A 23,739-nucleotide genomic window follows, 5' to 3' on the forward strand; every position below is an offset into this window, starting at 1 on the left:
TCGGGCTATGTATAAAAAAATTCTCATGCCTGTAGATATTTTTGAAATGGATTTGAGTGATAAGGCTATTCGTCATGCGGTATATCTGGCGGGCGAGTCGGGTGAAATTACGCTGCTGAACGTATTACCCAACAGCAATCGATCAATTTTGCGCGGTTTTGCTTCGGATATTAAAAAATTCGAAGACTATATGCAGTCGGAATCGGCAAAGAAAATGAAGAACCTGCAGCGGCTATTCGATATGCCTGCAGAGCGCATACACACCGAAGTTCGTTTTGGCAATATTCGTGATGAAGTGCTCGCGTTAAGCAAAACGGGTGAGTATGACGTGATTGTGATTGGTTCCCGTCAGAGAGGGATCACAACGCATCTGCTGGGATCGAACGCGGAGTCTATTTTACGTTACGCCAATATTCCAACGATGGTTATTCGTTAAAAAAAGGCCTTCAATATTGAAGGCCTTTTTTATCACTCTTCGCTAAACCAATCGCGATTTTCCTGACGAATGAGCAGCACGGATTCGCTGATTTCCTGCAGATGCAAAGTCATCGCTTTTTCCACCGTATCAGCATCACGCTTTTCAAGCGCACTGAATATTTCATGGTGCTGTCTCAGCAGCATTTCCGGCGAGGAAATGTGATCGAGGCTCATATAACGCACTCGGTCGATGGCCGCTTTAATATTCTCGATGGTGTCCCACGCAAGCTGGCAATCCGCAATATTTGACAACAGTTGATGAAATTCATCATCCAACTGGAAAAAATCGTTTAGCTGCTGGCGGTCGATAGCAATTCGCTGCTGATGCAGATTTTGTTCTAGCTGATAGATCTGGGCATCGGTGATCATCGTTGCTGCACGGCGTGCCACCGCGCATTCAATGGCCTGACGCACAAAACAGCCGTTGCGAACCTGTGAAAGGGAGATCTTATTGACGTAACTGCCGCGCTGAGGACGAATCTGGATAAGTCCGTTTTCGGCCAGTTTAATAAAGGCTTCACGTACCGGCTGGCGGGAAACATCAAAGCGCAGGGAGACTTCCTTTTCCGATAACGGCGTCCCCGGTGGAATAAGACAGTGCACAATATCGCGGCGCAGGATGCGATAAATCTGTTGATTGACGGGCTGTGTTGGGTTCAGTTGTGTTTCGGCGGCCATTGAGTCGTTCTTATCAGCTGATTAAGCTGTTATTTTACGCTTTTTTTGCCGCCACGCACAGACCCGACCGAGGGTCGGGTCCGGATAAAATGTTAACTTCCGCGATGAACGCTAAGGCCAGCGTAAGTCTGACTGACCGGCATCATCTCAACGGTATTGATGTTAACGTGTTTCGGCAGCGTCGCGACCCACCATACGGCTTCAGTAACATCTTCCGGCGTCAGCGCGTTGGCATTTTCGTAGGTTTTACCAGCTTTTGCATCGTCACCCTTGAAGCGGACGTTGGAGAACTCAGTGCCGCCGACCAGACCTGGCTCAATATCCGTTACGCGAACGGCGGTGCCGTGCAGGTCGGTACGCAGGTTCAGGCTAAACTGACGCACAAAAGCTTTGGTTGCGCCATAGACGTTACCACCTGCATAGGGCCAGCTGCCAGCAGTTGAACCGATATTGATGACATGACCACGATTGCGCTCGACCATACCCGGCAGGACGGCGCGGGTCATGTACACCAGACCTTTATTGTTGGTATCGATCATATCTTCCCAATCTTCCACGCTGGCGCGATGCGCAGGCTCCAGACCCAGCGCCAACCCGGCGTTGTTGACCAGGATATCAATATCGCGCCATTCAGCAGGCAGGTTAGCGATTGTCTCTTCAATGGCCGCGCGATTGCGCACGTCCAGCTGTACGGTCAGCACGCTGTCACCCAACTCATCTTTTAGCGCTTTCAAACGTTCGTTACGACGGCCAGTGGCAATAACTTTGTGCCCGTTGGCAATAAAACGGCGGGTGATGCTTTCGCCAAAGCCTGCCGTTGCTCCTGTTACCAGTACGATCATTTCTCTGTTCCTTCAACGCTTAAGTGTTGCATTACCATAGCAGATCACCCAGTTTTTAATCATCTGTTTTGTAATGAGATTTTTAACTACCGGTAAGCACTAGAAAATGCAGAAGTATCCCCTCTGATGACAACCGCTGCATTGTTTAAAGCGACAGGATTCTGGCCTTCATCTGACGCGCCAGATCTGGCTGCCGCCTACCGATTAGAACAGCCCATTGTGGTCTCAATCAATGATAAGACCAAAAGGTTTACCTTGGATATGAAGTCTTGATGTTCTCCGAAATTGATTCAAGGGCGTGCAAAGCCAGCCTTGAAGCAGGGTATATGAGGTAACATTGCGGTGGGTGCTTGAGGCTATCTGTCTCAGGCATAGCCGAAAGGCAGGTAGAAAAAAGCCCCAGAAAACATTTGACGTCCAGCAAGACGTTAAACATTCATCTGAGGCCCCTATGCTCTACAACATAAAGTTAGCCTCTTACCGACCTTCGGGTCAAGGAGTAGAAGGCTATGAAGCCACAAAGAATGGCGCTATTGGCGCTCGTCGTTATCGGCATCACGCTTCTGGGCGTACTGCTACTTAACAACAAACAGCTCTGTGATGTTAGCTTCCGAAGCGGCGGAACGGAGGTCGTGGCTCACATGGCTTACGAAACCAGGTAGGAGTCAGGCGGGAGCGCTCCCCGCCATTTCCGCCGTTGTTCAGTATCCTCAATGCACCCAATCCTTCTGCCTTCTGAAGAGATAATCGAGCAGCGCGGCCTCAATTTGTTTATTCTGCCAGGGTTAACCGTTTTCTTCAGGAGCATGACATGTCGGCTATGAATCCCTTTTTCGCCAGCAGCACTTTACCTTATCAGGCGCCGCCGTTTGATCTGATCAAAGACGAGCACTATCGTCCGGCCTTTGACGAAGCGCTGAAACGTAAACGCCAGGACATCGCCGACATTGCCCGGAATCCTGCGGAAGCGACCTTCGAGAACACCTTTATCGCGCTGGAAAAAAGCGGTGAAATGCTCGCGCGCGTGACTTCCGTTTTCTTTGCGATGGCCGCATCGAATAGTAACGATGAGATTCAACGGCTTGATGAAGCGTTCTCGGCGGAGCTTGCCGGGCTGGCAAATGATATCTATCTCAATGACGCGCTGTTTAGGCGGGTTCAGGCCGTTTGGGAAAAGCGCGATACATTGGGTCTGGACAGCGAGTCTCATCGCCTCATCGAGGTGATTTATCAGCGTTTTATTCTGGCCGGCGCGAGACTTGGTCACGAGGAAAAGGCCGAACTTAAAACGCTGAATACCGAAGCGGCGACGTTGAGTAGCCAGTTTCATCAATGTTTGCTCGGGGCGGCAAAAAGCGGTGGGCTGGTCGTCGATAATGAGGCGGCATTAGCCGGCCTGAGTGCCGATGAAGTGGCTGCGGCCGCCATGGCCGCAGCAGAACGCGGGCTGACGGGCCGTTGGTTGATACCACTAGTCAATACCACACAGCAGCCTGCGCTGGCCTCCTTGCATTCGCGGGATACCCGGGAAAAATTGTTTAACGCGGCATGGCAGCGTAACCAGAGTGGAGATGCCAACGATACGCGAGAACGTATTCTCAAACTGGTGGCTGTCCGCGCCCGGCAAGCGGAGCTATTGGGCTACGCCGATTACGCGAGCTGGAGTATGGCCGATCAGATGGCGAAAAATCCCAAAGCCGCGTTCGACTTTATGCGAAAAATTACGCCTGCGGCACGTGCCAGAGCGGAACGCGAACTGGCAGATATTCAGGCGCTGATCGACGGTGGCTCGTCGTCTTTCACCGCGCAGTCCTGGGATTGGCTCTATTATTCCGAACAGGTTCGTCGGCATAAATTCGCCATTGATGAAGCGCAAATTAAACCCTGGTTCGCGCTGGATCGCGTACTGATCGACGGCGTTTTCTGGGCCGCTAGCCAGCTGTTCGGTATCCGCTTTGTTGAGCGTTTTGATCTGCCTGTTTATCATCCAGACGTACGCGTGTGGGAGATTTTCGATGCCGATGGTGAAGGCATGGCGCTGTTCTATGGCGATTTCTTTGCGCGCGATAGCAAGAGCGGCGGGGCGTGGATGGACAATTTTGTGCCGCAGTCCACCCTCCTGGAAACCCGTCCGGTTATCTACAATGTTTGTAACTACCCGAAACCCGCCGCCGGGAAGCGTGCGCTTATCTCCTGGGATGATGTGATCACGCTTTTCCATGAGTTTGGCCACGCGCTGCACGGATTGTTTGCGAAACAGCGCTATGCGACTTTATCCGGCACGAATACGCCGCGCGACTTTGTCGAGTTTCCGTCGCAGATTAATGAACATTGGGCGAGTCATCCCGACGTGTTTGCCCACTATGCTCGTCACTATGAAAGCGGTGAGCCGATGCCGGATGCGCTGCGCGAAAATCTGTTCCGCGCTTCAAGTTTTAACAAAGGTTACGACATGACTGAACTGCTCAGCGCCGCGCTATTGGACATGAACTGGCATAGTTTATCCGGCCACGAATTACCGAAAAGTGTGGATGAGTTTGAGGCTGAGTCGCTACGACGCGAAAACATCGATCTTGTCGCGGTGCCGCCACGCTATCGCAGCAGCTATTTCTCACATATTTTTGGCGGCGGCTATGCGGCGGGGTATTACGCTTATCTGTGGACACAAATGTTGGCCGATGACGGCTACCAGTGGTTTGTTGAACACGGCGGTTTAAATCGTGAAAACGGGCAGCGATTCCGTGATGCTATTTTATCGCGAGGCAACAGTAGCGATTTAGAAAAATTGTATCGTGACTGGCGCGGGCACGATCCATTAATTTCCCCGATGCTTAAAAATCGTGGTTTAAGTGATTAAACCGATTGTTAAAGAGGCTTTCTGTCGTCTGTTTTTACGCACCGGACGAAGCTGAAAGGATAAAAAAAACCCGCACACAGGGCTGGCGGGTTAAGTACCACAATAATATAGAGCATTCTCACTATCCTTCCGGGAGGGAAGGATAGTAGAAGCAATCTTACGTAACGTTCACAGTTTCGTAACCTAACATTTTCGGTAGGGTATCATCGTGCAGCGTGTTAAGTGCGCTGGTTCACGGGGCCTTTACAAATACGTGCAGTTGTTGAAGAAACTCGCCATTCAACTTGCTAGTATTGTTGCGTAAATCGTTGAGTTAATGGATTTAATATCGACAATCTGCCCGGAGGCACTAATGAATAAATCCCAGCGTAAAACGCGTCGCGAGTCCATCTGGTCTACCCGTCCTGAGCATCAGGACTTACAGGAATCACGTTCCGGCAGATTGTGGGCAGGCCGTCAGGCCGGCTGTCAGAGTAAAAAAGCGTGGAAAAATTATGGTTTAAATAATGCGCTCGCCGTTTAGCTTTAGTTGAATAAAACGGTGGTAGGATTATTTTACAGCAACGGTTACCCAATCAAGGAGAGCGGGTAGCCGCAGAAGTAGAAACCTATCCATGCAAGCATTTATACCGCCAGTTATGCTGGCGGTTTTTTTTATTTCTTTTTCCATGGGGATTATTACAGCGTCGGTTAGTCGTTCCATTTACCGCTTAAAAAAGCTGTCAGAAAACCGGAAAACAGAATCAGTCCCACGGCAACCAGAAACACTTGCATATTATCCAGCATGATGACCTCCTCTTTAACGATTTCACTACCAACATCGATTAGCGTACTCTCTTAAACTTAGACTAACGCCGTCATTTGTGAATTAATTATTTGTTGCGGTAAATCTTTTTCGATAAGCCAGCGGGCTGATAGCAAAATGTTGCTGAAAGCGCAGACGGAGATTTTTGGCATTACCAAACCCGGTCATTTCCGCGACCTTTTCTACGCTGTCTCTGCCAGTAGTTAAATGATGTTGAGCCTGCAATAAGCGCTCATCAAGCAGCCAACGGGCAGGCGTTTTCCCGGTCGCTTCCTGGAAACGGCGCAGGAACGTGCGTTCGCTCATACCGACTTTGTCAGCCAGCGAACGTACGCTATGGTTCTCCGCCAGGTGCTGGTGGAGAAAATCAAATAGCATCCCTAATCGCTGACTTTCTCGTGAACGGGCGACAGGTCGCGAGACCTGCTGCTTCTGCGCGCCGTCGCGATGTGGCTGAATTACCAGCCGTCGGGCAACCCGGTTGGCAGCCTCCAAACCAAAATCGAGCCTCACGACGTGTAAACAAAGGTCGATGCCTGCAGCGCTGCCCGCAGAAGTCAGTACGTTATCTTCGGCTATGTAAAGCACATCATCCACAACGCTAAGCGCAGGATAACGCTGCTGTAGCGAGGCCGTATACCGCCAGTGCGTGGTGGCTCGTTTACCGTCAAGCAGCCCGGCCGCCGCCAGCACAAACACGCCAGAACAGATAGATAACATCCGACATCCGCGTTGATGTGCTCGCTTGAGCGCCTGGTTCAAGGCTTCCGGGACCGGGCTATCTGCACCCCGCCAACCGGGGATGATAATGGTATCGGCCTCTTCAAGCAGACGCAGGTCACCGTCGGCCATTACCCGCACGCCGCCGGTAGCACGCAGTGCGCCTTCATCGACGGCAGCAACGGCAAAGCGATACCAGTGGTCACCCATTTCGGGCCGGGGCAGCCCAAACACCTCTACCGCCACACCAAACTCAAAGGTACATAGCCCATCGTAGGCCAGCGCGACCACGAGCGGGGCGCGGATTGTCATTTTTTGGCTGTTTTCTGTCATCTCTGTGGGCAGTCCTCGCAGCGGGTGCCTGTTTATACTCATCGCATCGTTACCATAGTGGTAATACATAACGGGAGAGTCAATGATGAGTTACGTCACCGAATTTCCGGCGGCCAGCGCGGCCGACGCCGCAGCCCATTTTCGCCAGCGTCTGGGGTTCGAAACCGACTGCGCCGACGTGCATGCCGCCATGCAGGAGCCGGAAGTGGATTTTGTCCTACTGCATGTGGTCGGCAGCGCCGAGACTTTTGCTCGACGCCATTTACCCGGCGCGATCCATCTTCGCCATGCGGAGATGAGCGCAGAACGGATGCAGGAGTGGCCGCAAGAGACATTATTCGTGGTTTACTGCGCGGGGCCCCATTGTAATGGCGCCGATCGGGCGGCATTAAAGCTGGCAACGCTGGGTCGTCCGGTGAAGATCATGCTCGGTGGTATTACCGGCTGGGAAGATGAAGGTTTTGCTTTCAGCCACGGAACATGATTTTTTTTCATCTGCCATGAATTATTCTCGTTTGCCTGTGGCGCGCACGGATGACACTATCTGGACATATAGCCATCCAGAAGGCTAAAAAGTTCAAATAATAAATTATCACTCAGGGCAACCAGTTTGCCTGAGTGAAACAGGAGAATCTCATGCCGCATCAACACGCCCCGTACCGCGCCGATATCGTCGGCAGTTTTTTACGCCCGCAGACCATTAAGCAGGCTCGTCAGCAGCTCGCCGACGGAGAAATCAGTGCGCAGCAGCTGCGAGCGGTAGAAGACGCGGAAATCCGCCGCGTGGTGCAGCATCAGTGCGACTGTGGTCTGCATGTGGTCACCGACGGCGAGTTTCGCCGCGCCTGGTGGCACTTCGATTTCTTTGACGGTTTACAGGGCGTGGAGCGCTATGATTCAGATAAAGGCATCCAGTTTAACGGCGTGCAGACCCGCGCACACGGTATTCGTGTGACCGGTAAACTTGGCTTTGGTGACCATCCGATGCTGGAGGATTTCCGTTTCCTGAAAAGCATTAGCGGCGACGCAACGCCAAAAATGACCATTCCTAGCCCAAGCGTGCTGCATTTCCGCGGGGGACGTAAGGATATTGATGCCACGGTATATCCGGATCTGGCTGATTATTTCAACGATCTGGCCGACACATGGCGTGATGCTATTCGTGCCTTCTACGATGCGGGTTGCCGTTATCTTCAGCTGGATGACACCGTCTGGGCCTATCTGTGCTCGGAAGACCAGCGTCGTCAGGTTCGTGAACGCGGTGATGACCCGGATCAACTGGCAGCTATCTATGCCAACGTGCTTAACCGCGCGCTGGAAGGCAAGCCGGACGATCTGATCGTCGGTCTGCACGTGTGCCGTGGTAACTTCCGCTCAACGTGGATTTCTGAAGGCGGCTATGAGCCGGTGGCGGAGATTTTGTTTGGCCGCGTCAACGTCGATGCCTTTTTCCTCGAGTACGACAACGATCGCTCGGGTGACTTTGCGCCGCTGCGCTTCATTCGTCCTGGTCATCAGAAGGCGGTACTGGGGCTCATTACCACCAAGAACGGCGAGCTGGAGAACCCGGAAGGGGTGAAAGCGCGCGTTAAGGAAGCAGCACGCTACGTTGCCCTGGAACAGATTTGCCTCAGCCCACAGTGCGGTTTTGCCTCAACGGAAGAGGGCAACAGCCTGAGCGAGCAACAGCAGTGGGATAAAGTTCGTCTGGTGACGGGGGTTGCCGCTGATATCTGGTCAGCATAATGTATTCCCGGGGCCAGAGTGGCCCCGGGTAACCTCACGCCGCGCTGATTGTCGTGCCCCAGGTGCTTGCCTTAATTCCGCGGAAAATCAGCAGCCACGCCAATACAATGATCACCATCATGATGGGGAACAGCATCATTGGCGGGAAATGGGTCAGAATCTGCCCGGTCAGTAGCGGGTTCAGCGCAGCGCCCAACCAACCCAACGCCTGAGCGGAAAAATAGCTGGCTTTCATTCCCGGCGGTGCGATGTTATCGATCAGCATATATTCGCCTGGCGCGTAGATCACTTCCCCCAACGTGAAGACGCCTGCCGCCAGCCCCCAGAACCACAGGTTGTCGCCAGACAGCATAAATCCTGCCAGACCTATCACATAGCAAACGGTACCAAAGGTCATTAATGGACGCAGATTATTGGCCGTGAGCTTGCGGCCAATCGCGTACTGTAACGTTACCACCACGGCGGCGTTCACCGGCAAAATCACGGCCACGACCTTTTCAGCAAAGCTACTGTCGCCAACCGCCAGCACATACTGAGAGAGGCAGGAGGCAAAGGAACCGCCAACGAAGGACGCCAGCAGGCCAGACAGCGTGAACCACAGCAGTGCCCGGTCGCGTAGCAATACTGATGGTGACCATGCAATTGGCGTTTCCGCGATTTCCGCGGGTTTCAGGCGCTCAACATAGCGTTGAATAAACAGCAGCGGAAATGCCGCGCAAATCGCGGCCAGCCAGAATGGCAGGTTAATACTTTGCATCACCAGCAGCGTTCCGATAGGCGGCCCGATGGTCCAGCCGACATTAAGAAACGTGTAGTTCAGCGAAAAAACCTTCGCTTTGGTCGCGGGGGCGAGGGTATCAGAAAAATAGGCTTTCAACACGGTGGAGAACACCGAGTATGAGCAGTTGATCAGCGAGAAGAAAAAAACGACCAGAACAACGCTATGGACGAGAGGAATCGCGACAAAACCACAGATAAAAAAGGCAACGGCAATCAGCATATAGCGTTTTTTATCGAATTTGTCGGCCAGAATCCCGAAGCCGAGGCTGAACATGACGCCAACCACCAGCGCAATGGACATGGCATAACCGATGGTATCTACCGTCATTGCGTACTGACGCGTGAGATAAATGGTCATAAAGGGAAGTGTGGCACCGCGTCCGATAGTTAACAGTAACGACGATGCCAGTAGCGCGATCGTAGATCGTCTGGTCGTTGGTTTCATTTTCCTGCCTGATAGATGTCGTAGTATTGTTTTTTGTTATCTCTTTCACAAATATCATGCCATAAGCAGCTTGTATAGCCGTGGTCGTGTTGGGGAGTGCGATTTTGAACTGCCAAAAATAATGATCTATTCCTCGTCTGAATTTTTCGTTACTTTGGTTAGGTTTACATAAATTTAAAAAAAGTTGGGGCGAGGAATGACGCGTAAAGATGGGCTACTGGCTCTGTTAGTGGTTGTGGTATGGGGACTGAACTTTGTGGTCATCAAAGTAGGCCTGCACGGTATGCCACCGCTGCTATTAGCGGGACTACGCTTTTTATTTGTCGCTTTCCCGGCGTTATTTTTCGTTCCTCGTCCGCGGGTTCCGCTACCGCTGCTGCTCGGCTATGCGCTCACCATCAGTTTTGGCCAGTTTGCCTTCCTGTTTTGTGCCATCAACTTCGGCATGCCGGCTGGGCTGGCCTCGTTGGTGCTTCAGGCGCAGGCTTTCTTTACCATCATCCTTGGCGCTTTCGCCTTTGGTGAGCGTCTACAGCGTAAACAGCTGGTGGGGATTTCGCTGGCGGTGTTTGGCGTGCTGGTGCTGATTGAAACCAGTATGAGCGGGCAACACGTTAAGCTGCTGGGCTTTATGCTGACGCTGGCGGCGGCGCTGTGCTGGGCGTGCGGTAATATCTTTAACAAGAAAATCCTGCACCATGATTCGAAACCCGGTGTGATGTCGCTGGTAGTATGGAGCGCGTTGATTCCCATTCTGCCGTTTATGCTCAGCTCGTGGGTTTTCGAGGGCCCGCATCTGATGGCGCAAAGCCTGATTCATATTGACCTCACGACCGTGCTGTCGCTGGCATATCTCGCTTTCATTGCCAGCATTGTGGGTTACGGCATCTGGGGTTCACTGCTTGGCCGTTATGAAACGTGGCGCGTGGCGCCGCTATCATTGTTAGTGCCGGTTGTGGGGCTGGCCAGTGCAGCGCTGTTGCTTGATGAAACGTTGTCGGCAATGCAGTTGATTGGCGCGCTGTTAATTATGGCCGGACTGTTTATTAACGTCTTTGGTCTGCGTTTGCCAGGGATGCGACGGGTGGTGAAGGGCTAAAAAAAGCCCCGCGATAGCAGGGCAATGAATGTTTAGCGATTATTATCATTGTAATACGGTACGCCCAGCTCATCAGATTTATCGCTGCCAGCACCCATATGATTGAAATCAAACGGTGACTGGCTGCTGGCGGACGGCATCAGCATGGTGTCGTGCGCGGTTTTATGAGCCGGAAGTTGCTCCGCGTAGCTCTGCGAAGAGGCCATCGCTAGCAGGGCGAAGGCAACGGAAGCGAACAGTTTCATTATTTCCTCGATACGTCTTATTGCAGGCGATTAACAAACACAGTGATTAATAGGGTGGAGATAGCGAGACTCTCCGTGCATATTGGTGACGCGGTACTTGTGCGGCGGCACGTCGAAATAGTTTTTAAACGTCCGCGTCAACGTCTGCTGAGATTCAAATCCGTAGCGTTCGGCCAGATACAGAATCGGCTCATTACCTTCTTTTAATTTCTGGGCGATTTCCGTCAGCTTACGGGTGCGAATGTACTGACCTAATGAATGACCGGTCTCTTTTTTAAACATTCGCTGCAGGTGCCATTTGGAGTAACCGGAACGTTCGGACACTTTCTCAAGCGACAGCGGCGATTCCAGGTTATCTTCGATCCAGTCCAAAATGCTATGAATAGTAATAGCGTCAGTGTTACGTCTGGACATCGTCTTACCTCTTCTTCTGTTTACGGCAATATTTTTTTAAGCAGAAGCTCGAGTGTTGCAACTTCATTTGCCGTTAAGTTTTTTGTTAATTCCTGGTGCAGGTTTTGCCCAACGAGCAGATGGCATTGTTCACAAATGGCTGCGCCTTCCGGCGTCAACTGAATCAATACACCCCGCTTGTCGCTTGGATTGGGTAACCGGGCTATCCAGTCCCGACACAGCAAACGGTCAAGCATGCGGGTGAGCGCGCCCAGATCCACCGACAAGGTTTTTTTCAATTCCACGGGGGTGATACTGCCTTTACAACGAATAGAGCACAGCACCCTAAACTGTGAGGCGGTAATGTCTTCTGGCGATAAATGCTCGTTGAGTAAGCGATCTTTCTTTTGGTTAACCAGGTGAATCAAATGCCCAAGTGGAATCATTTCATTGAAGAGATCGCTTGTGCTGTTCACAATGGTTGCCCTGGCAAGTACTTTAGTTGCGATGGATATTATTTCTCACGCAACCATAAGTCAACTGAATGGGTTGAGCGATGCCACGAATTGCTAAAACGCTTCAGGAAGGCCTAAATAGGATATCCTGTAGAGGAGCAACCCGTAGCAAGAGATGCTGTACAAAAGGGCGGCGACCAGGCGTACAGGCCGATTTTTTCCGTAAAACAGACAGGATTTTTAAACGCTTATGAAGGAACTCTTTCAGGCAATTGGGCTGGGTCTGGTGGTGTTGCTACCGCTGGCTAACCCGCTAACCACCGTCGCGCTATTCCTTGGCCTTTCGGGGAATATGAACAGCGCGGAGCGTAACCGGCAGTCATTGATGGCTTCCGTTTACGTTTTCGCTATCATGATGGTGGCCTACTATGCGGGCCAGGTGGTGATGAATACATTTGGGATATCAATACCTGGCCTCCGTATTGCCGGCGGGCTGATTGTCGCTTTTATTGGTTTCCGCATGCTGTTCCCGCAGCAGAAGGCGCATGACTCACCGGAAGCGCGGAGTAAGTCCGAAGAGCTTCAGGAAGAGCCGACCGCCAATATCGCCTTTGTGCCGCTGGCGATGCCCAGCACCGCAGGCCCTGGTACCATTGCAATGATTATCAGTTCGGCCTCAACGGTGAAGCACGGCGTCAACTTCCCGGAGTGGGTTGTACTGGTCGCGCCGCCGATTATCTTCGCGCTGGTGGGGGTGATTTTATGGGGCTGCCTGCGCAGTTCTGGCGCCATTATGCGTCTGGTGGGTAAGGGCGGCATCGAGGCGATCTCCCGCCTGATGGGCTTCCTGCTGGTGTGCATGGGGGTGCAGTTTATTATTAACGGCGTGCTGGAAATTATTAAAACCTATCCCGCTTAATGGCTGTCAGGCCGGGACTCACTCCCGGCCTGATAACGCGTTTTAATGCTGATGAGCCTGTTCTTCTAACGATGCCGTTGGCCAACGGCGGAAAATGACCACCGCCCAGATAAACGCCGCCAGCGCAGGTACTGCCCCCACATAGCCGATAGATGACATCGAAAAATGGGTGCTAATCTGGCTGCCCAGCAGGGCGCCAGCCCCAATCCCGATATTGAAAATACCTGAAAATAGCGACATCGCCACGTCAGTGGCATCCGGTGCCAGCGCCAGAACCTTCACCTGCATGCCCAGGCCAATCACCATAATGGCGATTCCCCAGAAGATGCTTAGCACCGCCAGATGTGCGGCATCCTGTGCCGCGGGCAACAGCAGCAGCAGGCAAGCGAGCAGCAAGCCAATCGCGCTGCTGATGAGCCCGGAAGCATGCAGGTTACCCAATTTACCAAACAGCACACTACCGATGATCCCTGCGCCGCCAAGAATCAGCAGCAGCACAGTGGCAAAGTTGCCGCTCAGTCCGGCCACGGTCTGGACAAAGGGCTCAATATAGCTGTAGGCGGTGTAGTGAGCGGTGACCACCACGACGGTCAGCAGGTAGATGCTCATCAATGCCGGGCGGCGGAACAGCACCGGCAGGCTTTTCAACGAACCGGAATGTTCGCTTGGCAAACGCGGCAGCAGCTTAATTAACGCCAGCAGCGTAATCAGCGCGCCGACGCCGATGGCGAAGAAGGTGGTGCGCCAGCCGAAGTACTGGCCGACGATGCGGCCAATCGGGATGCCGAAAACCATCGCCAGCGCCGTGCCGGTCGCAATCAGGCTCAACGCCTGCGCGCGTTTTCCCGCAGGAGCCATACGAATGGCCAGCGAGGCGGTAATCGACCAGAACACCGCGTGGGCGAAGGCGATGCCGATGCGGCTGGCGACCAGCACCGTGAAGTTCCACGCCAGAAAAGAGAGGATGTGGCTGGCGATAAACAGAACGAAGAGGCCAATGAGTAGCTTACGGCGCTCCATCTGGCTGGTCAGCAACATAAACGGTAGCGACATCAGCGCGACGACCCATGCGTAGATGGTCAACATAATACCGACTTCGGCGGTCTGCATGCCAAAGCTGTCTGCGATGTCCGACAGCAGGCCAACCGGAACGAACTCAGTGGTATTAAAAATAAAGGCAGCGACGGCCAGCGTGACTACCCGAAGCCACGCGATCCGACGAGAGACGGCGTTTGTTGTCATAGATAATGCACCGGGGGCGTTAGATAAATGAAGAGACGTGGGATCTTAAAGCTATTATTGCTGCAAATACAATCATTATGTGATTTGGATCTCATTTTTATTTCATAGTGACAGTGTCACATAATATGAGGGGAAAGGGGCTTGTCGTTGTTAAGATTTTGTGTCAGTTTGCGATAACGTGGATACAACGCAGAGGAATAATATGTACGAGATTGATTTTTTTATGGTTGATGCCTTCAGCGACCGGGCCTTTGGCGGCAACGCGGCGGCCGTCTGTCTGCTGAAAGAATGGCCCGCAGATGATCTGCTGCTCAAGATGGCGCAACAGCATAATCAGTCGGAAACCGCGTTTATTGTTAAGCAGCCGGGCGGCTTTGCGTTGCGCTGGTTTACCACGCGGGATGAGGTTAACCTTTGTGGTCACGGCACGCTGGCCAGCGCCCATGTGGTGTTCAACTATCTCGACTATCCGGATGAACGGGTTCATTTCGAGACGCTCTCCGGGCGCTTAACCGTGACGCGTAGCGGTGAATGGCTGACGCTGGATTTCCCCATCAGCGTGACCGAAGAAGCTGTGCCGCCAGAAGAGATGCTGCGTGCGCTCGGTATCAGCGAGTATCGCCAGGCGCGTCAAGGCAGAGCATGGGTTATTGAACTGGAGAATCGGCAACAGGTTGAAGCACTGCAACCGGATATCGGCGCGATGATACCGGGCGAACATAAAGTCTCAGTAACAGCGAAAGGCGACGGCGAATACGATTTTGTCAGCCGTTTCTTCTCGCCGGGTGAAGCGGTATGGGAAGATCCGGTGACCGGTTCGGCGCACACGATGTTGATTCCTTACTGGGGCGAGACGTTAGGGAAAACGCAGATGCTGGCGCGTCAGGTCTCCGCCCGCGGCGGCGATGTGCGCTGCGAGTGGCGGGGAGAGCGGGTCCTCATGAGCGGGAAGGCGAGAACCTATTTGCAGGGCAAGGTGTTTCTGGATTAACCCGACGTCGCTGTGCTCAGCCGGGTGACTGACTCAGGACTACGGTAGCAGCGCAATATTCGCTTTAATCACCTCAACCGACCGGGCGAACTTTTCCTGTTCGTCCGCCTCCAGTTGCAGCTCAATGACCTGCTGAACGCCGCTTTGCGCCAGTACGGCCGGCACGCCGATAGCGACGCCGTTTACGCCATATTCGCCATCCAGAATGCAGGAGATGGCCAGTGCACGGTGGCTGCCGGTGAAGACATTGCGGCAGATCTCGGCAATGGTTCCCGCAATACCGTACTCGGTACAGCCTTTACCGGCGTAGATCTCAAAACCCAGCTTGCGCACGCTGTCGGCCATCGCCTGGCGGTCAAGTTCGCGGCCGGTACGGTGCCGATAAACCTGTTCGATTGGCGAGCCATAGACGGATGAGTGTGACCAGACCGGGAACTGGCTGTCGCCGTGCTCGCCGAGAATAAAGGCGTCAATACTTTGTGCGCCGATATCCAGATCCTGCGCTAATTTGCGGCGAAGACGCGTGGTATCCAGCCATACGCCGGTGCCGATCACCTGACTACGAGGGAGGCCGGAAAGCTGCCAAACCTGCCAGGTGATGATATCGCACGGGTTAGTGGCGATCAGAAAGATGCCGTTGAAGCCGCCGGCCATCATCTGCGGCACGATGCTGTGGACGATTTTGGCGGTGCTTTTTAGCTCATCCAGGCGGGTTTGCCCCGGCTTTAATGCGCCGCCGGACACGGTGATCACGGCGATATCCACATCGGCGCAGTCGCTGGCGTCACGGCAGGAGATGGTCATCATACCGGGCATATAGGCGGCGGCATCGCTCAGATCCTGAGCATGCGCTTCGGCGCGGGTCTTGTTGAGGTCGACCAGGATAAGTTCTTCGCAAATATTCTGATTCAGCAGCGCATAAGCGGCTGACGCGCCAACGTTTCCGGCGCCGATGATCATGACTTTACGGGCTTTAGTGTTCATGGTTATTCCATTTCATGGACAAACGACAGGGGATAAAGCTACTCGTTAACAAGTGGTTAGCGCAATACTCAACCCACAATATAAGTTAATACTATGAGACGCGAGGAGGGCGAATGGTAGAGTGGGAGGATAACAATAAACAGGAGCCTGCCATGTACACGATCGCCATCACTTCTCCCGCCAATCCGCACGTTAGCGCACTGATTCACGAGTTGGATAAATACCAGAGCACGCTCTATCCGGCAGAAAGCAACCACCTGATTGACCTCTCGGCGCTGCCGGAAAATCAGATTATCGTTATGCTAATTCGTCAGGATGAAACGGCTGTCGGATGCGGTGCGATTGTTTTGGATGAAGACGGTTACGGTGAAATGAAGCGCGTATTTATTGACCCGGCGCACCGCGGCCAGCGACTGGGCGAAAAGCTGCTGGCGGCGCTGGAGGCGGTGGCGCTGCAACGCGGGTGCATTACGTTGCAGCTGGAAACCGGGATTCATCAGCATGCGGCCATTAATCTATACACGCGCTGCGGCTATCAAATTTGCGAGGCGTTCGCACCGTATCAACCGGATCCGCTAAGCGTATTTATGACAAAGTCGCTGGTAACGCAGGTTCATCAAGCAGCGCAATAAACGCTTCCAGCTGGCGGCTCATTGCCCCTCGCCGCCACACCAGCCAGGTCGTTAGCCAGCGCCATTTCTCGGCCAGCGGCCATGCGGAGACCTGATGATGGCCAGGCATACTTTCCAGCATGCTACGCGGCATTAATGCCAACCCGGCTCCGGCGATCACACAGGCCAGCATGCCGTGATAAGACTCCATCTCGTGAATACGCCCCGGCGTTGCCTGATCGCTATGAAACCAGCTCTCAAAATGACGACGATAGGAACAGTTGGCGCGAAACGCGTAGATGCTGGTGCCGTTGACCTCGCTGGCGCGGGTAATCGGCGGATGGCCGTGGGCGGCGACAATCATCATCTCTTCCTGATAGACCGGCATGCCGTCGAGACCGGGATGCATCACCGGGCCATCGACAAAAGCGGCGCTCAGTGTGCCTTCCAGCACGCCGTCGATCATGGTACCGGAGGGGCCGGTGGCCAGATCAAACTGGATCCGCGGATAGCGACGGTTATAGCACGCCAGCGTCTGCGGAATGCGCACGGCGGCGGTGCTTTCCAGCGCCCCGAGTGCAAACAACCCCTGAGGCTCGTCGCCAGAGACGACCATTCTGGCTTCATCAACCAGCGCGAGAATTTGCTGACTGTAGCGCAGAAAGCTGTGCCCGGCTGGCGAGAGGCGCAAGCGTTGGTTTTCACGAATGAACAGCTCGACGCCAAGATCGGCTTCCAGTTGGCGAATGCGGGTAGTCAGGTTAGAGGGTACGCGGTGAACCTTCTGCGCGGCCTGAGTAATGCTGCCCGTTTGGGCGACAGCGTTAAACATTTCCAACTGGGTTAAATCCATGACTTTCTCATTTCGTGAATGGTTTGGTTAATATTATTCAGTTTTCATAAACGGAAGAATAGGTGAGGATGTCACCATGATGCAATCAATCAGAGAGAAAAAGATGACTTCACCTGCAACCCATGCCGTCTCCGTTAACCCGGCCAATGGCGAAACACTCTCCGCGCTGCCGTGGGCGTCCTCTACTGACGTAGATCTGTCGATTACCCTGGCCGATAACGCTTTTCGTCAGTGGCGCAAAACGTCCGTCGCTCAACGTGCCGATGCTCTGCGCGCCATTGCCCGTGTTCTGCGTGAACGGGCTGAAGAGATGGCGCAGTGCATCACCCGGGAAATGGGTAAACCCATTAATCAGGCGCGCGGTGAAGTGGCAAAATCTGCCCATCTGTGCGATTGGTATGCCGAACATGGCCCGGCGATGCTGGCGACTGAAGCAACCCTGGTGGAAAACCATCAGGCGGTGATCGAGTACCGTCCGTTGGGGCCGGTGCTGGCGGTAATGCCCTGGAACTTTCCGCTGTGGCAGGTTCTGCGCGGCGCGGTGCCGATTATGCTGGCCGGCAACAGCTATCTACTCAAGCACGCGCCGAACGTCATGGGCTGTGCGGCGTTGATTGGTGATATCGTCGCGCAAGCGGGCGTACCGGCAGGCGTCTTTAACTGGGTGAACGCCACCAATGACGGTGTTTCTCAAATCATTAACGATCCACGTATTGCTGCTGTGACCGTTACCGGCAGCGTGCGTGCGGGTAAGGCGATTGGAGCGCAGGCAGGAGCTGCGCTGAAAAAATGCGTACTGGAGCTGGGCGGTTCCGATCCGTTCATCGTACTCAACGATGCGGACATCGACACGGCGGTGCAAGCGGCGGTGATTGGCCGCTATCAGAATACCGGACAGGTCTGTGCGGCGGCGAAGCGCTTTATCATTGAAGCGGGCATTGCCGAGCAGTTCACCGACAAGTTTGTTGCTGCCGTAGCGGCGCTGAAAATGGGCGACCCGCGCGATGAAGCAAATTATCTCGGCCCGATGGCCCGTTTCGATCTGCGCGATGAGCTGCATGGTCAGGTGATGGCGACGATTAACGAAGGGGCGACGCTATTGCTGGGCGGCGAGCTGCTGAGCAGTGAAGGCAACTATTATCCGGCTACCGTGCTGGCGAATGTGGCTCCGACGATGACCGCCTTCCGCCAGGAGATGTTTGGCCCGGTGGCCGCGATCACCGTCGCACGCGATGCCGAACATGCGCTGGCGCTGGCGAACGACAGTGAGTTTGGTCTGTCGGCAACGGTCTTTACCGCAGATCCGACGCAGGCGCAGCGTTTTGCCGACGAGCTGGAGTGCGGTGGCGTGTTTATCAACGGCTACAGTGCCAGCGATGCGCGCGTGGCCTTCGGCGGCGTGAAAAAAAGCGGCTTTGGCCGTGAGCTGTCGCATTTTGGCCTGCGCGAGTTCTGTAACGTTCAGACGGTATGGAAAGATCGTCGATAAGCGAAACGACGTAGCCCTTACGCTCTGCTATACTCCCTGGCCGAAAATAGCCTGTGGGCAAGGAGTGGTAAGTGGCTACGGTTATCAATAATGCCATGCTGGCGTCGATCCTCGACGACGTCAGGCCGCTGATTGGGCAGGGGAAGGTGGCGGACTATATTCCGGCATTGGCCTGCGTTAGCGGCAAAAAACTGGGGATCGCGATCAGTACCGTCGATGGGCAGCACTTTAGCGCTGGCGACGCCAACGAGCGATTCTCTATTCAATCGATTTCCAAAGTTCTCAGTCTGGTCGTGGCGATGAATCACTATCAGGCGGAGGAGATTTGGTCGCGTGTGGGTAAAGATCCTTCTGGCCAGCCGTTTAACTCTCTTTTACAGCTGGAAATCGAGCAGGGTATTCCGCGTAATCCGTTTATTAACGCTGGCGCGCTGGTCGTCTGCGATATGCTGCAAGGGCGGCTTAGCGCACCGCGCCAGCGGATGCTGGAGATCGTGCGTAAGCTGAGCGGCGTGTCGAATATCGGCTACGACGCGCAGGTCGCGCGCTCGGAGTTTGAACATTCGGCGCGTAATGCGGCCATCGCCTGGCTGATGAAGTCCTTTGGTAATTTTCATCATGATGTGGCGACCGTGCTGCAAAACTATTTCCATTACTGTGCGCTGGAGATGAACTGCGCAGAGCTGGCGAGAACCTTCCTGTTCCTGGCTAACCAGGGGCAGGCGCTGCATCTCGACGCGCCGGTCATCACCCCCATGCAGACGCGACAGGTCAACGCCCTGATGGCAACCAGCGGCATGTATCAGAACGCCGGAGAGTTCGCCTGGCGAGTCGGACTACCGGCAAAATCTGGCGTGGGCGGCGGCGTGGTCGCAATCGTACCGCACGAAATGGCGATTGCCGTCTGGAGCCCCGAACTGGATGACGCGGGTAACTCTTTGGCGGGCGTGGCAGCGCTGGAAAAACTCACGCAGCAGATAGGACGTTCGGTTTACTGATGGATACCTTCGACAGTTTGTTTGCGCGGCTGCAGCGATCCACATTCCGCAGTCGCTTTCGCCTTGGCGTAAAAGAGCGGCAGTATTGTATTGATAAAGGCCCGGAGGTTATCGATAGCCACGCGGCAGATTTTATCGCCGGGCGACTGGCGCCCGCGCAGCCCAATAATGACGGTAAGCAGACTCCCATGCGCGGGCATCCGGTGTTTATCGCTCAGCACGCCACCGCCACCTGCTGTCGCGGCTGTCTGGAGAAATGGCACCATATCCCGCAGGGACAGGCGCTGACGGCGGATCAACAACGTTACATCGTTAGTGTTATCCACCATTGGTTGGTCATCCAGATGAACCGCCGCGATCGTTAACACGGCTAAGTTTATTCTGAAAAGCTATCTATTTTGATAGCTTGATTCGACATGTTGCGCTCAATATGATAAGCCGGGCGTCGTATCGGAATAAATTGTGTTATGAATAGATTTGGCAAACTTATTACGAGTAATGGGGTGGCAGGAACCCGGTTTGTCAGACGGATGTATCTGATGCGGATGCTTGGCACCTTCCTCTGTTTTCTCCCTATTTTATCAGTACTTACCGAACTTCATCGGCCTCATTTTTTGCAGATTTTACTGGTGCTGAACGCTTTTCTCTGGCCAACGGTGGCGTATATGCGCGCCATATTGGCGCCGGTGCCTCGACTGGTTGAACAACAGAATCTGTTATGGGATGCCGGCGTCGGGGGCTTTTGGATAGCGATGATGGCGTTGAATCCGCTTCCGTCAGTCGCGATTGCGACGATCCTACTCACCGACAGGCTCTCCGCAGGCGGTAAAGCGTTGATGCGTAAAGCCGCGCTAGCGATGCTGGGGGGATTTGCGATTAGCTGGGCGCTGATGGGCATGCCGTTTCACGGCGAGGTGAGTCAACGCACGATACTGGCGACGCTGCCGCTGATTTCATTATATGTGCTGGCGCTGAGTCTGCTTACCGATAGCATAGCCGTTAAGCTGCGGCTCAAGAGCCAGGAACTTGAACGAATTGCGATGCTCGACCCGCTGCTGGACATCGCCAATCGTCGTCTGCTGGAGCAGCGTATTTCATGGGAATTGATTCGATTAAAACGGGACTGCGGCCATTCGCTGCTGATGTTTATCGACCTCGACAATTTCAAAGAAATTAACGATCGCTACGGCCATAAGGTGGGCGACGTGATGCTCAAAACCGTGTCGCAAATTTTGCAGATGGCGACTCGCCCAACCGATACTCCGGCCCGCCTGGGCGGCGATGAGTTCGTAATCCTGCTTCCGGATACCACGCTTGAGGAAGGACGGTCAATCGCCCAGCGAATTATGGACGCCACGGCGGTGGTGACGGAGCGCCCGAACGATCGCCAGACGCTCACGCTGAGCATTGGGATTGCCGACGCCTTGCCGGAAATGCTGGAAGTCTCCGACTGGCTACAGGCGGCGGACAGCACGCTGTATGAGGCAAAGCGCCGTGGTAAAAACCAGATTTTTGCGCATTAGCGCATCATAAGTAAATGCGATGATTTAACCTATTGTGTTATCAAAAGGTTAACGTAATAGTAGTGGCCTTATTTTTCTGGAGGCCATTATGAATTCATCATTCACGCTGCATACCTTTTCTGAAACGGATATTCTTGCCCATCTTGATCCGCTGTCTGACGTACTGACCAACTGCGTCAACGGCGGTGCATCCGTTAGCTTTATGCTGCCTTTTCATCACGATACCGCGCTGGCATTCTGGCGGCGAACTGCCGCCAGCGTTGGGCGCGATGAACGCGTGGTTCTCGTGGCCAAAGATGTCGACCAGACGATTGTCGGTACCGTGCAACTGATTATCGATCAGCCAGAAAACCAACCGCATCGTGCCGATGTGGCAAAACTGTTAGTACACGAACGCGCCCGTCGCGGCGGTATTGCGCGAGCGTTGATGCTGCGCCTGGAAGCGGTTGCGGTTGATGCGGGGAAAAACGTGCTGGTGCTGGATACTGCCACTGGCAGCGGGGCGGAAAACTTCTATCAGCGCTGCGGATGGCAGAAAGTGGGCGAAGTTCCGCGCTATGCCCTTATGCCAGACGGCGCGCTGACGGCGACCTCGATTTTTTACAAATTTTTATAGACTCACTATTTATTCTCGCAGTTTTGATCAAAACAGGGTTTCATAAGCGGAAAATCTGATAAGTTATTAGACCAATTGAGCAGGCTGTATGACTAATCCAGAAAGGAACCCATTGTGAAAACACTTAACCGCCATGATTTCCCCGGTGCCCAATACCCTGAACGTATTATCCAGTTTGGCGAAGGAAACTTCCTGCGCGCGTTTGTTGACTGGCAGATTGATCTGCTGAACGAACATACCGACCTGAATTCAGGCGTGGTTATCGTTCGTCCGATCGACAGCGATTTTCCGCCTTCATTGAGTACTCAGGATGGCCTGTACACCACGATTATTCGTGGCCTGAATGATAAGGGGGAGGCGGTTAGCGATGCGCGCCTGATCCGTTCGGTAAATCGTGAAATCAGCGCCTATAAAGATTACGCAGAACTCCTCAAGCTGGCTCACAACCCGGACATGCGTTTTGTGTTTTCCAATACTACCGAAGCGGGTATTAGCTACCACGCTGGCGATAAGTTTGACGACGCGCCGGCGGTTAGCTATCCGGCGAAACTGACGCGTCTGTTGTTCGAGCGCTTCAGCCACTTCAACGGTGCAGCGGATAAAGGTTGGGTAATCATTCCTTGCGAACTGATTGATTATAACGGTGAAGCCCTGCACGAGCTGGTGGTTCGCTACGCGCAGGAGTGGGCGCTGCCGGCTGAATTCATGACCTGGCTGAACGAGTCTAACGCTTTCTGTTCAACCCTCGTTGACCGTATCGTGACCGGTTACCCACGTGATGAAGCCGCTCAGCTGGAATCCGAGCTGGGTTATAAAGACGGTTTCCTCGATACCGCTGAGCACTTCTATCTGTTCGTGATTCAGGGGCCGAAATCGCTGGCCAGCGAACTGCGTCTGGATAAACTGGCGCTGAACGTGCTGATCGTTGACGACATCAAACCGTATAAAGAACGTAAAGTTGCGATTCTGAACGGCGCACACACCGCACTGGTGCCGGTCGCCTACCAGGCCGGTATTGATACGGTGGGGGAAGCAATGAACGATGCAGAAATTTGCGCGTTCGTTGAAAAAGCGATTCATCAGGAAATTATCCCGGTACTGGATTTACCGAAAGACGAGCTGGAGTCTTTTGCCAGTGCGGTAACAGGTCGTTTCCGTAACCCGTACATCAAGCACCAACTGCTGTCTATCGCGTTGAACGGGATGACGAAATTCCGTACCCGTATTCTTCCTCAGCTGCTGGCGGGCCAGAAGGCCAGCGGTAAACTGCCTGCGCGTCTGACTTTTGCTTTGGCCGCGCTGATTGCCTTCTATCGTGCAGAACGCAACGGCGAAGCCTACCCGGTGCAGGATGATGCGCACTGGATCGAACGTTACCAGCAGCTGTGGGCGCAGCATCGTGACCAACAGATTAGCACTACCGATCTGGTCAGCGCGGTACTGTCCGTCAGCGAGCACTGGGAACAAGATCTTACACAGGTTTCCGGATTGGTCGAACAGGTTTCTTCCGATCTCGACGCTATTTTGACTCAGGGTATGCGTAAAGCGGTGCAGCCGCTCTGCTAATCGCGGCCCGATCGCCTCTTTAAACCCGGCACTCGCCGGGTTTTTTGTTTGTCGCGTGGCTAAACGCGAAGA

General features: G+C 53.8%; 27 protein-coding genes and 1 pseudogene. 17 read left to right on the forward strand and 11 right to left on the reverse strand.

What is annotated here, in order from left to right; genetic code table 11:
- Positions 1 to 7 precede the first annotated feature (7 nt).
- Positions 8 to 436 carry a universal stress protein gene (locus ABTW00_RS11210; protein WP_064545333.1) on the forward strand — a complete coding sequence of 143 codons (429 nt, stop codon included), beginning with the start codon at positions 8 to 10 and terminating at the stop codon, positions 434 to 436.
- 32 nt (positions 437 to 468) lie between these two features.
- Here the strand turns inward: ABTW00_RS11210 and ABTW00_RS11215 are convergent, their stop codons facing one another.
- Complete coding sequence (locus ABTW00_RS11215; RefSeq protein WP_064545335.1) at positions 469 to 1,155, reverse strand: GntR family transcriptional regulator; 687 nt, start codon at positions 1,153 to 1,155, stop codon at positions 469 to 471.
- A 92-nt stretch (positions 1,156 to 1,247) separates the two neighbouring features.
- Positions 1,248 to 1,997 (reverse strand): bifunctional NADP-dependent 3-hydroxy acid dehydrogenase/3-hydroxypropionate dehydrogenase YdfG, encoded by a 750-nt coding sequence (gene ydfG / locus ABTW00_RS11220; protein ID WP_064545337.1) that lies wholly within the window; start codon positions 1,995 to 1,997, stop codon positions 1,248 to 1,250.
- Between the two features lie 141 nt (positions 1,998 to 2,138).
- Here ydfG and ABTW00_RS11225 point away from each other — a divergent pair.
- The 4 genes and pseudogenes from ABTW00_RS11225 to ABTW00_RS11240 all read left to right on the forward strand — a co-directional run.
- A pseudogene (locus tag ABTW00_RS11225) lies at positions 2,139 to 2,243 on the forward strand (hypothetical protein); the annotation flags it as partial.
- A 278-nt stretch (positions 2,244 to 2,521) separates the two neighbouring features.
- Positions 2,522 to 2,659: a Hok/Gef family protein gene (locus ABTW00_RS11230; protein ID WP_433641006.1), complete on the forward strand. Its 138-nt coding sequence runs from the start codon at positions 2,522 to 2,524 to the stop codon at positions 2,657 to 2,659.
- Between the two features lie 149 nt (positions 2,660 to 2,808).
- Positions 2,809 to 4,854 carry a peptidyl-dipeptidase Dcp gene (gene dcp, locus ABTW00_RS11235; protein WP_433640769.1) on the forward strand — a complete coding sequence of 682 codons (2,046 nt, stop codon included), beginning with the start codon at positions 2,809 to 2,811 and terminating at the stop codon, positions 4,852 to 4,854.
- 352 nt (positions 4,855 to 5,206) lie between these two features.
- Positions 5,207 to 5,377 (forward strand): hypothetical protein, encoded by a 171-nt coding sequence (locus ABTW00_RS11240; protein ID WP_157093541.1) that lies wholly within the window; start codon positions 5,207 to 5,209, stop codon positions 5,375 to 5,377.
- 167 nt (positions 5,378 to 5,544) lie between these two features.
- Here the strand turns inward: ABTW00_RS11240 and mgtS are convergent, their stop codons facing one another.
- Both mgtS and ftrA read right to left on the reverse strand, forming a co-directional pair.
- On the reverse strand, positions 5,545 to 5,640 hold the full coding sequence (mgtS, locus tag ABTW00_RS11245) for a protein MgtS (RefSeq protein ID WP_157093542.1): 96 nt from the start codon (positions 5,638 to 5,640) through the stop codon (positions 5,545 to 5,547).
- An 82-nt stretch (positions 5,641 to 5,722) separates the two neighbouring features.
- The gene (ftrA, locus tag ABTW00_RS11250) at positions 5,723 to 6,712 is read right to left on the reverse strand and encodes a transcriptional regulator FtrA (protein ID WP_433640772.1); all 990 of its coding nucleotides are present in this window, start codon (positions 6,710 to 6,712) and stop codon (positions 5,723 to 5,725) included.
- Between the two features lie 85 nt (positions 6,713 to 6,797).
- On the opposite strand from ftrA, the gene ABTW00_RS11255 reads away from it, so the two are divergent.
- Together ABTW00_RS11255 and ABTW00_RS11260 are read left to right on the forward strand one after the other, a co-directional pair.
- Positions 6,798 to 7,196: a rhodanese-like domain-containing protein gene (locus tag ABTW00_RS11255; RefSeq protein WP_065358081.1), complete on the forward strand. Its 399-nt coding sequence runs from the start codon at positions 6,798 to 6,800 to the stop codon at positions 7,194 to 7,196.
- Positions 7,197 to 7,348: 152 nt separating this feature from the next.
- A complete protein-coding gene (locus ABTW00_RS11260; protein ID WP_065358070.1) occupies positions 7,349 to 8,458 on the forward strand; it encodes a cobalamin-independent methionine synthase II family protein in 1,110 nt (369 codons plus the stop codon).
- Positions 8,459 to 8,492: 34 nt separating this feature from the next.
- On the opposite strand, the gene ydeE is transcribed toward ABTW00_RS11260, so the two are convergent.
- On the reverse strand, positions 8,493 to 9,683 hold the full coding sequence (gene ydeE / locus ABTW00_RS11265; protein WP_433640774.1) for an efflux MFS transporter YdeE: 1,191 nt from the start codon (positions 9,681 to 9,683) through the stop codon (positions 8,493 to 8,495).
- Positions 9,684 to 9,879: 196 nt separating this feature from the next.
- On the opposite strand from ydeE, the gene eamA reads away from it, so the two are divergent.
- Positions 9,880 to 10,782 (forward strand): O-acetylserine/cysteine exporter, encoded by a 903-nt coding sequence (eamA, locus tag ABTW00_RS11270; protein ID WP_433640776.1) that lies wholly within the window; start codon positions 9,880 to 9,882, stop codon positions 10,780 to 10,782.
- A gap of 32 nt (positions 10,783 to 10,814) precedes the next feature.
- Here the strand turns inward: eamA and marB are convergent, their stop codons facing one another.
- The 3 genes from marB to marR are packed head-to-tail and all read right to left on the reverse strand — an operon-like array spanning position 10,815 to position 11,896.
- Positions 10,815 to 11,027, reverse strand: coding sequence for a multiple antibiotic resistance protein MarB (marB, locus tag ABTW00_RS11275; protein WP_064545348.1), 213 nt, complete (start codon positions 11,025 to 11,027; stop codon positions 10,815 to 10,817).
- A 30-nt stretch (positions 11,028 to 11,057) separates the two neighbouring features.
- Positions 11,058 to 11,441 (reverse strand): MDR efflux pump AcrAB transcriptional activator MarA, encoded by a 384-nt coding sequence (marA, locus tag ABTW00_RS11280; protein ID WP_064545350.1) that lies wholly within the window; start codon positions 11,439 to 11,441, stop codon positions 11,058 to 11,060.
- A 20-nt stretch (positions 11,442 to 11,461) separates the two neighbouring features.
- Complete coding sequence (marR, locus tag ABTW00_RS11285; RefSeq protein WP_433640779.1) at positions 11,462 to 11,896, reverse strand: multiple antibiotic resistance transcriptional regulator MarR; 435 nt, start codon at positions 11,894 to 11,896, stop codon at positions 11,462 to 11,464.
- Between the two features lie 229 nt (positions 11,897 to 12,125).
- Here marR and ABTW00_RS11290 point away from each other — a divergent pair, with 229 nt between their 5' ends.
- Positions 12,126 to 12,794, forward strand: a complete 669-nt coding sequence (locus ABTW00_RS11290; protein WP_065358073.1) for a MarC family NAAT transporter — start codon at positions 12,126 to 12,128, stop codon at positions 12,792 to 12,794.
- Between the two features lie 42 nt (positions 12,795 to 12,836).
- Here the strand turns inward: ABTW00_RS11290 and ABTW00_RS11295 are convergent, their stop codons facing one another.
- Positions 12,837 to 14,036, reverse strand: coding sequence for a sugar transporter (locus tag ABTW00_RS11295; RefSeq protein ID WP_065358074.1), 1,200 nt, complete (start codon positions 14,034 to 14,036; stop codon positions 12,837 to 12,839).
- 202 nt (positions 14,037 to 14,238) lie between these two features.
- Here ABTW00_RS11295 and ABTW00_RS11300 point away from each other — a divergent pair, with 202 nt between their 5' ends.
- The gene (locus tag ABTW00_RS11300) at positions 14,239 to 15,027 is read left to right on the forward strand and encodes a PhzF family phenazine biosynthesis protein (protein ID WP_064545357.1); all 789 of its coding nucleotides are present in this window, start codon (positions 14,239 to 14,241) and stop codon (positions 15,025 to 15,027) included.
- Positions 15,028 to 15,066: 39 nt separating this feature from the next.
- Here ABTW00_RS11300 and ABTW00_RS11305 read toward each other — a convergent pair whose 3' ends face one another.
- A complete protein-coding gene (locus ABTW00_RS11305; RefSeq protein ID WP_064545377.1) occupies positions 15,067 to 16,011 on the reverse strand; it encodes an L-lactate dehydrogenase in 945 nt (314 codons plus the stop codon).
- A 152-nt stretch (positions 16,012 to 16,163) separates the two neighbouring features.
- Between ABTW00_RS11305 and ABTW00_RS11310 the strand changes: the two genes are divergently transcribed.
- Positions 16,164 to 16,643: a GNAT family N-acetyltransferase gene (locus tag ABTW00_RS11310; RefSeq protein WP_064545379.1), complete on the forward strand. Its 480-nt coding sequence runs from the start codon at positions 16,164 to 16,166 to the stop codon at positions 16,641 to 16,643.
- On the opposite strand, the gene ptrR is transcribed toward ABTW00_RS11310, so the two are convergent.
- Positions 16,597 to 17,475, reverse strand: coding sequence for a putrescine utilization regulator PtrR (ptrR, locus tag ABTW00_RS11315; RefSeq protein ID WP_064545380.1), 879 nt, complete (start codon positions 17,473 to 17,475; stop codon positions 16,597 to 16,599). The genes ABTW00_RS11310 and ptrR overlap by 47 nt on opposite strands.
- A gap of 103 nt (positions 17,476 to 17,578) precedes the next feature.
- On the opposite strand from ptrR, the gene sad reads away from it, so the two are divergent.
- The 6 genes from sad to ABTW00_RS11345 all read left to right on the forward strand — a co-directional run bounded on the left by sad (position 17,579) and on the right by ABTW00_RS11345 (position 23,667).
- Entirely contained in the window at positions 17,579 to 18,964 is a 1,386-nt protein-coding gene (sad, locus tag ABTW00_RS11320) for a succinate-semialdehyde dehydrogenase (protein ID WP_433641009.1), read from the forward strand.
- 95 nt (positions 18,965 to 19,059) lie between these two features.
- On the forward strand, positions 19,060 to 19,962 hold the full coding sequence (glsB, locus tag ABTW00_RS11325; protein WP_433641011.1) for a glutaminase B: 903 nt from the start codon (positions 19,060 to 19,062) through the stop codon (positions 19,960 to 19,962).
- Entirely contained in the window at positions 19,962 to 20,327 is a 366-nt protein-coding gene (locus ABTW00_RS11330; RefSeq protein WP_433640784.1) for a DUF4186 domain-containing protein, read from the forward strand. Before glsB ends, ABTW00_RS11330 begins: the two co-directional genes overlap by 1 nt.
- Positions 20,328 to 20,492: 165 nt before the next feature.
- Positions 20,493 to 21,485: a diguanylate cyclase gene (locus tag ABTW00_RS11335; protein ID WP_433641013.1), complete on the forward strand. Its 993-nt coding sequence runs from the start codon at positions 20,493 to 20,495 to the stop codon at positions 21,483 to 21,485.
- Positions 21,486 to 21,573: 88 nt separating this feature from the next.
- Complete coding sequence (locus ABTW00_RS11340; RefSeq protein WP_064545388.1) at positions 21,574 to 22,101, forward strand: GNAT family N-acetyltransferase; 528 nt, start codon at positions 21,574 to 21,576, stop codon at positions 22,099 to 22,101.
- A 114-nt stretch (positions 22,102 to 22,215) separates the two neighbouring features.
- Positions 22,216 to 23,667, forward strand: coding sequence for a tagaturonate reductase (locus ABTW00_RS11345; protein WP_433640786.1), 1,452 nt, complete (start codon positions 22,216 to 22,218; stop codon positions 23,665 to 23,667).
- Positions 23,668 to 23,739: the final 72 nt, after the last annotated feature.

Origin of the sequence: Kluyvera georgiana (assembly GCF_050990895.1) — a bacterium.
Classification (GTDB): domain Bacteria; phylum Pseudomonadota; class Gammaproteobacteria; order Enterobacterales; family Enterobacteriaceae; genus Kluyvera; species Kluyvera georgiana.